This is a genomic window from Enterobacter sp. PL_is379 (assembly GCF_055817355.1).
The window spans coordinates 212,289-224,025 of record NZ_JBVPGT010000027.1; the positions used below are offsets into that span (position 1 = coordinate 212,289).

Genomic DNA, 11,737 nt, shown 5'->3' on the forward strand with positions numbered 1-11,737 from the left:
TTCCCTGGAACATGCTTAGAAATCGCAGTGTAAACGAATTCGTTTTTCGCGCCACCTGTACCTGGCGAAATAAAACGTAATTGGATGTTTATCGTGCGAAAAGGCAAACGGGCAGCGAACTGCCCGAGATGCAGTGTTTACTGCGCCGCAAGTATACCCGCTTGTATCAACCATTGCGTACAGGGAATGAGGGTAATTTTGACGCAAAGCAATCCCACGATCGTGAGCACCAGCGTATAGGGCAGCGCCATCCACACCATCCTGCCATAAGAAAGTCGTATGAGCGGCGCGAGGGCGGAGGTCAGGAGGAACAGGAAGGCGGCCTGGCCGTTTGGCGTCGCCACCGACGGCAGGTTGGTGCCGGTATTGATCGCCACGGCCAGCAGCTCAAACTGTCCGGCGCTGATAACGCCTTGCTCCATAGCCGCTTTGGCCTCGTTGATATAGACCGTCCCGACGAAGACGTTATCTGAGATCGACGAGAGCAGGCCGTTGAACAGGTAAAACAGCGACAGCTGAGCATCCGGCGATGCCTTTAAGACAAACGCAATAATCGGCGCGAACAGATGCTGGTCGATTATCACCGCCACGACGGCAAAGAACACCGCCAGCAGGGCGGTAAATGGCAGGGCTTCGGTAAACGCCTTACCGATGGCATGCTCGTCCGTCACGCCGGTAAAGGTGGTGGCGAGAATAATGACCGACAGGCCAATCAGCCCCACTTCGGCAAGATGGAACGCCAGCGCGGCGATCAGCCAGACGCCGATGATCCCCTGGGCAATCAGACGCAGCGTCTCCTGGCGCGTCCGCTGGCGTCGGCTCTGCAGATCGAATTTATGCAGCTCCTGACGTACCGGCTCCGGGAGCTGGGCCCCATAGCCAAAGAGGCGAAACTTCTCCACCAGCAGACAGGTCGCCAGCCCGCAGAAAAGCACCGGTACGCTCACCGGCGCCATTCTCAGGAAGAACTCACCGAAGTGCCAGCCCGCCGCTTTGGCAATGATCAGGTTTTGCGGTTCGCCCACCATGGTCATCACGCCGCCCAGCGCGGTACCGACACCGGCATGCATCATCAGGCTGCGCAGGAAGGCGCGAAACTGTTCCAGTACCTCACGATTATGCGCATCGACGTGGCTGTCATCCTGCAAATCCTCGCCCGGACGAGAGGAGGCCACGCGGTGATAAATACCGTAAAACCCCACCGCTACGCTTATCACCACCGCGACGACCGTCAGCGCATCCAGGAAGGCCGACAGGAAGGCGGCCGCAAGGCAAAACGCCAGCGAGAGCAACATTTTCGACGGAATGCTGAGCAGCAGGCGCGTGAAGATAAACAGCAGCAGCTGTTTCATAAAGTAGATGCCCGCCACCATAAACATCAGCAGCAGAAGCACTTCGAGATTGGCTGCCAGCTCGGCTTTGACGTGCTCGGCGCGGGTCATGCCGATGACGACGGCCTCAAACGCCAGCAGTCCGCCCGGCAAAAGCGGATAACATTTCAGCGCCATGGCCAGGGTGAAGATAAACTCCGCCACCAGCAGCCACCCGGCAATGAACGGGTTTACGCTAAAGAGGAGGGGGTTAACGACCAGGAACACCAGAAGTATAAGTTTGTACCAGTCCGGAGACTGGCCTAAAAAGTTGCGCCACAGTGCGCGCCCAAAAGAAATTTCCACGACAGACGTCCATCCCCGTCAAGTAAGACAAAACATCAGTATACGCAAAAATCGCGGCCTGGAGGCGGATAAGGCTGCATTGTAAATTTCACAAAAATGAAACGGCGATCCCTCTTTTCTCTCTTTGCCGTGCTACCTGCCACTGGCTGCCTCTGGTATGATGAGTCCAATTTGCTAAAGCTGTGTAATGGAAATCTCACTATGGTCATTAAGGCGCAGAGCCCGGCGGGTTTCGCGGAAGAGTACATCATTGAAAGCATCTGGAATAATCGTTTCCCTGCGGGGTCCATTCTTCCGGCTGAACGCGAACTCTCTGAACTGATTGGCGTCACTCGCACCACGCTGCGTGAAGTGCTCCAGCGGCTGGCGCGCGATGGCTGGTTGACTATCCAGCACGGCAAGCCGACGAAAGTAAACAACTTCTGGGAAACGTCCGGGCTGAACATTCTTGAAACGCTGGCGCGTCTCGACCATGAAAGCGTGCCGCAGCTCATTGATAATCTGCTCTCCGTTCGCACCAACATCGCGACGATCTTTATTCGTACCGCTTTCCGTCAGCATCCGGAAGACGCCCTTGCGGTGCTGGCCACAGCGAACGAGGTGGAAGATCACGCCGATGCTTTTGCCACCCTCGATTACAACGTGTTTCGCGGCCTGGCGTTTGCCTCCGGCAACCCGGTGTATGGCCTGATCCTCAACGGTATGAAAGGGCTTTATACCCGCATCGGCCGCCACTACTTTGCCAATCCGGAAGCGCGTAGCCTGGCGCTGGGCTTCTACCATAAGCTGAGCAAGCTCTGTACCGAAGGCCTGCACGATCAGGTTTATGAGACGGTGCGCCGCTACGGTCATGATTCCGGTGAAATCTGGCACCGCATGCAGAAAACGTTGCCGGGCGATTTGGCGATTCAGAGCCGCTGAAATAAAAAACCTCTCGTATGAGAGGTTTTTTTTTCGTCGGGTGGCGGCTACGCCTTACCCGACCTGCGGGTCTTGTAGGCCCGGTAAGCGTAGCGCCACCGGGCAAAAAAGGCTGCACTACAGCGTATTCAACCGCGCCGGGCAGCGTTCCAGCAGCTCGACGCTCCCGTCTTCATTCTGTTGCTCCAGCTGCACGTCAAAGCCCCACAGGCGATGCACATGCTTCAGCACCTCTTTGCGCCCTTTATCCAGCGGCGCGCGATTGTGCGGGATATAGCGCAGCGTCAGGGAGCGGTCACCGCGCAAATCGACGTTCCACACCTGAATATTCGGCTCAAGGTTGCTCAGGTTGTACTGGGAAGAGAGGCGAGAGCGGATCTCACGGTAACCCTCCTCGTTGTGGATTGCGGAGATCTCCAGATAGTTGTTGCGGTCGTCGTCCAGCACGGTGAAGAAGCGGAAGTCACGCATGATCTTCGGCGACATAAACTGGCTGATGAAGCTCTCATCCTTGAAGTCGCGCATCGCAAAGTGCAGCGTTTCCAGCCAGTCAGAGCCGGCGATATCCGGGAACCAGTACTTGTCTTCTTCCGTTGGCGACTGGCAGATACGCTTAATGTCCTGGAACATGGCAAAGCCAAGCGCATACGGGTTAATGCCGCTGTACCACGGGCTGTTGTAGGGCGGCTGGAACACCACGTTGGTATGGCTGTGGAGGAATTCCATCATGAACCGCTCGGTAACTTTACCCTCGTCATACAGGTGGTTGAGGATGGTGTAGTGCCAGAAGGTCGCCCAGCCTTCGTTCATCACCTGCGTCTGCTTTTGCGGATAGAAATACTGGCTCACCTTGCGCACGATGCGCAGGATCTCACGCTGCCACGGCTCCAGCAGCGGGGCGTTCTTCTCCATAAAATAGAGCAGGTTTTCCTGCGGCTCGGACGGATAACGACGCGCTTCGGCGACCGCTTTTTCTTCCTCACGCTTCGGCAGGGTGCGCCACAGCATGTTCACCTGGCTCTGCAGATACTCTTCGCGGCTTTTCTGCCGCGCTTTCTCCTCCTGCAGGGAGATTTTCTGCGGACGTTTGTAGCGGTCCACGCCGTAGTTCATCAGCGCGTGGCAGGAATCGAGCAGTTTTTCCACCTCGTCCACGCCGTAGCGCTCTTCGCAGTCGGTAATATATTTACGGGCGAAGATCAGGTAATCGACGATGGAGCTGGCATCCGTCCAGCTGCGGAACAGGTAGTTATTCTTGAAAAAGGAGTTGTGCCCGTAGCAGGCGTGCGCCATCACCAGCGCCTGCATGGTAATGGTGTTCTCTTCCATTAAATAGGCGATACACGGATTGGAGTTAATGACAATCTCATACGCCAGCCCCTGCTGGCCGTGCTTATACAGCCGCTCCGTTTCAATAAATTTTTTACCAAACGACCAGTGCGGATAGTTAATCGGCATCCCGACGCTGGAGTAGGCGTCCATCATCTGTTCGGACGTAATGACTTCAATCTGATGGGGATAGGTATCCAGACGATACAGTTTTGCGACCCGGTCGATTTCGGCGAGGTAAACATCCAGCAGCTCGAAGGTCCAGTCGGGTCCATCGCTCAGACGTGTGTTGTCCTTGTTCAGGGAATCAATAGTAGCCATTAGCGCGCCCTCGTTGTGGGTGCTCTCTCTGTCTGGAGAGCCTCCTTTCAAGCATAGATCAACGTGTTAAAAAGCGTGCTGGGGCAGAAATTTTTTCTTTGCGATTTCGCGTTTTTGATACGGCAAAAAAACGGTATGTCCCAGCATATTATGCTGGTTAAAAATAACGCGCAGCAGGAGATCCCAAATTAGCGCTATCCCCTGATGCTGGGGGATGTGTGAGGTAAGTCACCATAAAAAAGTCATATGTTGAATAATATTTTCAACTAAGTTATCAATCTGTAATTAGAAGATTGTTCTTTTGCACATAATGGAGTGGCTATGCGTGTTGTCATACTGGGAAGTGGTGTCGTTGGGGTAACCAGCGCCTGGTATTTAAGTCAGGCGGGACATGACGTAACCGTTATCGATCGTGAATCCGGTCCGGCGCTCGAAACCAGCGCGGCGAACGCCGGGCAAATCTCTCCCGGCTATGCCGCTCCGTGGGCTGCGCCGGGCGTTCCGCTGAAAGCGATTAAATGGATGTTCCAGCGCCATGCGCCGCTGGCCATCAGCCTTGACGGCACGCAGTTCCAGCTGAAGTGGATGTGGCAGATGCTGCGCAACTGCGACACCCGCCACTACATGGAGAACAAAGGGCGCATGGTGCGCCTGGCGGAATACAGCCGCGACTGCCTGAAAGCGCTGCGCGCGTCGACGGGGATTGAGTACGAAGGCCGTCAGGGCGGAACGCTGCAGCTGTTCCGCACCGAGCAACAGTACGAAAATGCCACCCGCGATATCGCCGTGCTGGAAGATGCCGGCGTACCGTACCAGCTGCTGGAAGCCAGCCAGCTTGGCCAGGTTGAACCGGCGCTGGCGGAAGTGGCGCATAAGCTGACGGGCGGCCTGCGCCTGCCGAATGACGAAACCGGCGACTGCCAGCTCTTTACGCAACGTCTGGCGCAAATGTGCGAGCAGGCAGGGGTGAAGTTCCGCTTTAACACCTCTGTCGACAAGCTGCTGTCGGAAGGGGAAAAAATTTACGGCGTGAAGTGCGGCGACGAGGTGATCAAAGCCGATGCCTACGTGATGGCGTTTGGTTCGTACTCCACCGCCATGCTGAAAGGTATTCTCGACATTCCGGTCTACCCACTCAAGGGCTACTCGCTGACCATTCCGGTGAAAGAAGAGAGCGGCGCTCCGGTATCGACCATTCTGGATGAAACCTACAAAATAGCCATTACCCGCTTCGATAACCGCATTCGCGTAGGCGGCATGGCGGAGATTGTCGGCTTCAACACCGAACTGCTACAGCCGCGTCGTGAAACGCTGGAGATGGTGGTGGGCGATCTCTTCCCGCGCGGTGGCTTTGTGGAGCAGGCGACGTTCTGGACCGGCCTGCGTCCGATGACCCCGGACGGCACGCCGATCGTGGGCCGCACGCCGTTTAAAAACCTGTGGACCAATACCGGCCATGGCACGCTTGGCTGGACGATGGCCTGCGGATCGGGCCAACTGCTGAGCGACCTGATTTCCGGGCGCACGCCGGCAATTCCGTTTGACGATTTAAGCGCCGCACGCTATCAATCGGGGTTTACGCCTTCGCGTCCACAGCATCTGCACGGCGCGCATAACTAAGGAGTTGTCATGTCCCGTCCTGTTCTGGCCCAGCTGAACCTGCAGGCCCTGAAGGATAATCTGCAAATTGTTCGTCGGGCGGCACCTGGTTCGCGCGTCTGGTCGGTGGTGAAAGCGAATGCCTACGGCCACGGTATCGATCGTATCTGGAGCGCCCTGAGCGCCACCGATGGTTTTGCGTTACTTAATCTGGAAGAGGCCATTCTGCTGCGCGAGCGCGGCTGGAAAGGGCCGATACTGCTGCTGGAGGGCTTCTTCCACGCCGACGATCTGCCGCTGCTGGATAAGTATCGGCTGACCACCAGCGTGCACAGCAACTGGCAGATCAAAGCGATTCAGGATGCGAAGCTCCATGCTCCGCTGGATATCTATCTTAAGGTGAACAGCGGCATGAACCGCCTGGGCTTCCAGCCTGAGCGGGTGCATACGGTCTGGCAGCAGCTGCGCGCGCTGAAGAACGTGGGTGAAATGACGCTGATGGCGCATTTTGCCGACGCGGAACAACCTGACGGCATTGCCGATGCCATGGTCCGCATTGAGCAGGCGGCAGAAGGGCTGGACTGCCCGCGCTCGCTGTCGAACTCGGCGGCCACGCTGTGGCATCCCGAGGCGCACTATAACTGGGTGCGTCCGGGGATCGTTCTGTACGGTGCGTCTCCCTCAGGCCAGTGGCAGGATATCGCCAACAGTGGCCTGAAGCCGGTCATGACCCTGCGCAGTGAAATCATTGGCGTGCAGACGCTCAAGACCGGCGACACGGTGGGCTACGGCAGCCGCTACCGGGCAAAGGGCGAGCAGCGGATTGGCATCGTGGCGGGCGGCTATGCCGACGGCTACCCGCGCATCGCGCCGACCGGTACGCCGGTCTGGGTCGATGGGGTTCGCACGGGAACGGTGGGCACCGTCTCAATGGATATGCTGGCCGTTGACCTGACGCCCTGCCCGCAGGCGGGCATCGGTTCACCGGTCGAGCTGTGGGGTAACGAAATTAAGATTGATGACGTTGCTGCCGCGGCGGGCACGGTGGGGTACGAATTGATGTGCGCCCTGGCGCCGAGAGTGCCGGTTGTGACGGTGTAACCTTTGTTCGCCGGGTGGCGCTAACGCTTACCCGGCAAAAAAACCGCTACTCCGCTTCCTCTTCCATCGGCCTCAAACCGACTTTCCGCACCGCGTTATCTTCTTTTTCGGCAACGGTCCAGATCATCCCGGCAAACTCCACCTGGTCTCCCACGACCGGGGCAGCGCCAAGCCGCTGCTGGATGATTTCGCCCAGCGTTTGCTGGTTATCTCCGTCTTCAGCACCTTCATCCAGGCCGTAGATCAGCGCGACATCGGCAAACCTGGCGCTGGCTTCCAGAATAAAATCGCCAAAGAAACGCTGATCCAGCGCCACCGGAGGCGACTGGCTGAACAGTTTGCCCAGCGCGGGCAGGTCGCGCTCGCGGCCAATCACGCACAGAATATCCCCTTCGCGCAGGCGGGTGCTGCCGGTAGGGTGCAGCAGAACGTTGTCGCGGAACAGAGCGGCAATGCGCGTTTCGGCCGGCATGTGCAAATCGCGCAGTGAAGCCCCCACGCACCATTTGTCGGCGCTCAGCTGATAGACGAACTGTTCCCACGGGTTCTCCGGATGAATGTCGAGCCCCACGCGGGAGACCGGCCAGCCCACGGGAGGGACCACCACTTTGGCTTTTTTCGCTGCCCACCCGAGCGAGGTTCCCTGGAACAGCAGCGAAATCAGCACCACGAAGAACGCCACGTTAAAGAACAGCCGCGCGTTATCCAGACCGGCCATCATCGGGAACACCGCAAGGATAATCGGCACCGCGCCGCGCAGGCCCACCCAGCTGATGAAGATCCGCTCGCGCAGGTTGAAGCCACGAAACGGCAGCAGGCCTGCAAATACCGACAGCGGACGGGCAAAGAAGATCATCCATGCAGAGAGCAGCAGCGCCGGAACGGCGATCGGCAGCAGGTCCGATGGCGTAACCAGAAGACCCAGCACCAGAAACATGCCGATCTGCGCCAGCCAAGCCAGACCGTCGAAGTTCTGCAAAATGGCATGCCGGTTACGAATAGGGCGGTTGCCCATCAGGAACCCGCAGAGGTAGACGGCGAGAATGCCGCTGCCGTCCACTGCGGTAGTGACGGCAAAAATGAGAATGCCGCCGCTCAGCGCCAGCAGCGGGTAAAGCCCCAGAGGAAGCGATATACGGTTGATCGTCTGCTGGAGCAGATATCCCCCTGCCAGGCCGATGACAATCCCCAGGCCAAACTGCTGCAGAATATGTAACGCAAACGTCCAGCTCAGCCCGCTTTCGTGCTGCTGAATCATCTCGATAAGCGTAATGGTGAGAAACACCGCCATCGGATCGTTACTGCCAGATTCAATCTCAAGCGTTGAACCAACGCGTTCGTTAAGCCCTTTTCCGCCAAGCAGGGAAAACACCGCTGCCGCATCGGTTGAGCCAACAATCGCGCCAATCAGCAAACCTTCCATGATATTGAGATGGAAGAGCCACGCGGCCATCATTCCGGTGAGGCCAGAGGTAATCAGCACGCCAACCGTCGCGAGCGACAGCGCGGGCCCTAAGGCCACGCGGAAGGAGCTCGCCTGGGTGCGCATCCCGCCGTCCAGCAGGATCACCGCCAGCGCGAGGTTACTCACCATGTAGGCGAAAGGGTAGTTATCGAAAGGGATACCGCCAATGCCATCAATGCCGGCCAGCATGCCGATGGCGAGGAAAATGACAAGAATAGGTATGCCGAGACGCGATGAAAATGAACTTAATAAAATACTGCTGGTTACAAGGACGGAACCCAAAATGAAAAGGCTGATTATCGCTGCGGCATCCAATGTTCTCTTACTCCCACCTCAATGTTAACGCTGTTACTAAAACCCTAACATATTAACGACGGCAACAGCGTTTTATTAAGGGGGTATAACGGCTTTTTTATGCCTTTATGACAGGATGGCCGCTGATGGTCAGCCGACTGCCGGAATCATTGTGGATCAGCGAGGCGTGTGCCCCTAGTGCCAGGGTCACGGTGCGCTGCTCATGGCCGAAATCCAGACCGGTGATGACCGGAATATCCAGCCGCGAGCGAATGAACTCAACCATGGTCTCCAGGGAGTAACCCGCGTCATAGTCATTCGGCGCAGAACCGCTGAAGCTGCCCAGCACAATCGCGGACTGGCGTTCAAGAATACCGGCATGATAGAGCTGCAACAGCATGCGCTCGACGCGGAACGGATGTTCGTTGATATCTTCCAGCACCAGAATGCCGTCCTCGATGTGCGGCATCCACGGCGTGCCGATAAGCGAAACCAGCATCGTCAGGTTGCCGCCCCAGAGCTGACCTTCGCATTCCCAGTGCGGCCCATTGCCTTGCCACTCCACGCTGTAGGTGGGGTTGCGCAGCGCGCGCCAGAAGTGTTCCATGGTAAACGCATTCAGCTCCGGGGCGCCGAAGTTACCGGCCAGCATCGGGCCGCTGAAGGTGGTAACGTTATGTAGCGCCAGCAGCCCAAGCTGGATGACGGTGAAATCGCTGTGGCCGCATATAAGTAGCGGATCCTGCTGCTGGCGCTGCGCCAGACCCTGCCAGTCAATGCTCTCCAGCAGCCGGCTCGCGCCATATCCGCCGCGCACCGCCAGCACAATCCGGTTTTCACCCTTCAGGTTCACCAGGCTGTTGATATCATTCAGCCGCTGCGCTTCTGTACCGGCAAAACGCTGCTGGCGGCGGGGGATAATCGTCTGATTTTCTACCTGATGACCCGATTCCAGCAAACGCTGAACGCCCCGCTGCGCCGCGTCCTGGTTAATGCAGTAGCCCGACGGCGCGATGAGATGAAACTGAGACATGGCAATTCCTTGCTGAATGAGAAACTAATTGTCTATATCATGCCGCGTATACGACGCCTGCTTCAAGAGGCGGCGCACCGCGATGACCGGCTATAAGGATAGATGACGTGAAATTGAGATGGTTTGCTTTTTTGATTGTGTTGCTCGCTGGCTGTAGTTCAAAACATGATTATCAAAACCCACCCTGGAACCCGGAGGTGCCGGTTAAACGGGCCATGCAGTGGATGCCGATCAGTGAACAAGCCGGGAAAGCCTGGGGCGTCAGTCCGCGTCTCATCACGGCGATCATTGCCGTGGAGTCCGGCGGTAACCCCACGCTTGTCAGCAAATCCAACGCGGTGGGGCTGATGCAGCTTAAAGCGTCAACGGCGGGGAAAGAAGTTTACCGCTATATGGGCTGGAGCGGTCAGCCGTCAACCAGCGAGCTGAAGAACCCGGAACGTAACATTTCAATGGGCACGGCCTATCTGAGCATCATGGAGCACGGCGTGCTGAAGGGTATTAAGGATCCGGAGGTGATGCAGTACGCGCTGGTGGTCTCTTACGTTAACGGTGCCGGCGCGTTGCTCAGAACCTTCTCCTCTGACCGCAAAGAGGCGATAGAAGAGATTAACGGCATGGACAAAGACGAATTCTTTGAGCATGTGGCGAAAAATCACCCGGCACCACAGGCGCCTCGTTATATCTGGAAAGTACAGAAAGCGATGGATGCCATGTAATGCCGCAGACGGGCGGCGGTCACGCTGCCCGATTTTCTTACAGAACTTTATTTGCGCGTTCCCGCGCCTCCCGCTCCAGCGAATAGATGATGCGCTGAAGCTCACGCTCTGCACCGGGCCCCACGTTCAGGAAGCGGAAGCTCAGACGCGGCGTGGTGATGGTTTCATTTTTGCTGTCCACGACGGTACGGTCGCTGATGGCAATCAGCTGTGCATCGAAATAAAAGCGACCCCAGCCCCCCATATCCAGTTCAATTTGCGTAAACCGCATGCCTTCTACCAGTCCGTCGGGTTTCGGCGTATCCATCAGCGCACCCATGCCGCCCAGTGACAGATCGAAGAGGCGGAAGCGGATCTCTTTTTTATCCGGCATTTTGGCCTTACAAAAATAGGCGGGGTGAAGCGGAGCGCTAATGCGGAAATATTCACGACGCTGAACAAACCAGAGATTGGTGGGAAGTGGGGTAGCAAAAGCAGGGAGTCCCTGGTACTCGCTCAGTTCCAGTCGCGACAGGACAAACTCCACTTTGGCGCCCTGCGTTTCGGCCATCACCGCGATATTCTCCGCCTTCAGCGCCGCGCGGTTTTCATACTCCTGACTGCCTAAATCAATCACCAGCCGCTCCTGCGAGGCGTCAAGGATCTTGCTGATGAACTGATTATTCGACCAGCTGATGCGCAGCGGCACTTCACCTTTTTGCAGGTCGCGTAATACCCCTAATACAGCCAGCGGATTTTGCTTGAGGAACTGCTCACTGTAATGACTCACGCCGGATGGCTCCTTGATAGATGACAGACTGTCTTAGCGTTATCGGCAATCTGTGATGAAACTTAATACAAACCGGTGAGTTTTTTTTGCCTCTTTAGACAAAGATAAGTCGGTGAGAAGAAAATGATTTTCCGGCGATGACCTATACTTACGTTAGCTGTGCAGAAGGTTTTCTGCGCATGCGTTAAACCTGCAAGAGGGCATCGCTATGGGTATCATCGCCTGGATTATCTTTGGTCTTATTGCTGGCGCTATCGCGAAATTGATCATGCCGGGAAACGATGGCGGCGGCTTTATTTTGACCTGTGTACTCGGGGTCGTTGGTGCGGTTGTGGGCGGCTGGCTGGCGACGATGTTTGGCTTCGGAGGCAACATAAGTGGTTTTGACCTGCACAGTTTTCTGGTCGCTGTCGTGGGCGCCATTGTGGTGCTGGGCATATTCAGGTTACTGCGACGAGCATAACATGACGTAAACGGCTCTCTGCGGAGGGCCGTTTTTTTGCCTGTGTA

10 protein-coding genes are annotated in these 11,737 nt (G+C 56.8%); 5 read left to right on the forward strand and 5 right to left on the reverse strand.

The window, feature by feature from the left end:
• Positions 1-137 precede the first annotated feature (137 nt).
• Positions 138-1,676: a Na(+)/H(+) antiporter NhaB gene (gene nhaB, locus AC0TOY_RS10480; RefSeq protein WP_048992176.1), complete on the reverse strand. Its 1,539-nt coding sequence runs from the start codon at positions 1,674-1,676 to the stop codon at positions 138-140.
• A gap of 201 nt (positions 1,677-1,877) precedes the next feature.
• Here nhaB and fadR point away from each other — a divergent pair, with 201 nt between their 5' ends.
• On the forward strand, positions 1,878-2,597 hold the full coding sequence (gene fadR / locus AC0TOY_RS10485) for a fatty acid metabolism transcriptional regulator FadR (protein ID WP_024909809.1): 720 nt from the start codon (positions 1,878-1,880) through the stop codon (positions 2,595-2,597).
• Between the two features lie 117 nt (positions 2,598-2,714).
• Here fadR and AC0TOY_RS10490 read toward each other — a convergent pair whose 3' ends face one another.
• Positions 2,715-4,247 (reverse strand): SpoVR family protein, encoded by a 1,533-nt coding sequence (locus AC0TOY_RS10490; RefSeq protein WP_024909810.1) that lies wholly within the window; start codon positions 4,245-4,247, stop codon positions 2,715-2,717.
• A gap of 321 nt (positions 4,248-4,568) precedes the next feature.
• On the opposite strand from AC0TOY_RS10490, the gene AC0TOY_RS10495 reads away from it, so the two are divergent.
• Together AC0TOY_RS10495 and dadX are read left to right on the forward strand one after the other, a co-directional pair.
• A complete protein-coding gene (locus tag AC0TOY_RS10495; RefSeq protein WP_032647721.1) occupies positions 4,569-5,867 on the forward strand; it encodes a D-amino acid dehydrogenase in 1,299 nt (432 codons plus the stop codon).
• A 9-nt stretch (positions 5,868-5,876) separates the two neighbouring features.
• Positions 5,877-6,947 (forward strand): catabolic alanine racemase DadX, encoded by a 1,071-nt coding sequence (gene dadX / locus AC0TOY_RS10500; protein ID WP_420278409.1) that lies wholly within the window; start codon positions 5,877-5,879, stop codon positions 6,945-6,947.
• Between the two features lie 46 nt (positions 6,948-6,993).
• Here dadX and AC0TOY_RS10505 read toward each other — a convergent pair whose 3' ends face one another.
• Together AC0TOY_RS10505 and ldcA are read right to left on the reverse strand one after the other, a co-directional pair.
• Positions 6,994-8,727, reverse strand: coding sequence for a potassium/proton antiporter (locus AC0TOY_RS10505; protein ID WP_032647718.1), 1,734 nt, complete (start codon positions 8,725-8,727; stop codon positions 6,994-6,996).
• 97 nt (positions 8,728-8,824) lie between these two features.
• The gene (gene ldcA, locus AC0TOY_RS10510) at positions 8,825-9,739 is read right to left on the reverse strand and encodes a muramoyltetrapeptide carboxypeptidase (RefSeq protein WP_473721798.1); all 915 of its coding nucleotides are present in this window, start codon (positions 9,737-9,739) and stop codon (positions 8,825-8,827) included.
• Between the two features lie 107 nt (positions 9,740-9,846).
• Here ldcA and emtA point away from each other — a divergent pair, with 107 nt between their 5' ends.
• The gene (gene emtA / locus AC0TOY_RS10515) at positions 9,847-10,458 is read left to right on the forward strand and encodes a membrane-bound lytic murein transglycosylase EmtA (RefSeq protein ID WP_024909815.1); all 612 of its coding nucleotides are present in this window, start codon (positions 9,847-9,849) and stop codon (positions 10,456-10,458) included.
• A 37-nt stretch (positions 10,459-10,495) separates the two neighbouring features.
• On the opposite strand, the gene ycgR is transcribed toward emtA, so the two are convergent.
• Entirely contained in the window at positions 10,496-11,227 is a 732-nt protein-coding gene (gene ycgR / locus AC0TOY_RS10520) for a flagellar brake protein YcgR (protein ID WP_024909816.1), read from the reverse strand.
• Between the two features lie 208 nt (positions 11,228-11,435).
• Between ycgR and AC0TOY_RS10525 the strand changes: the two genes are divergently transcribed.
• Positions 11,436-11,690, forward strand: coding sequence for a GlsB/YeaQ/YmgE family stress response membrane protein (locus AC0TOY_RS10525; RefSeq protein WP_008502662.1), 255 nt, complete (start codon positions 11,436-11,438; stop codon positions 11,688-11,690).
• The last annotated feature ends 47 nt before the right edge of the window (positions 11,691-11,737 follow it).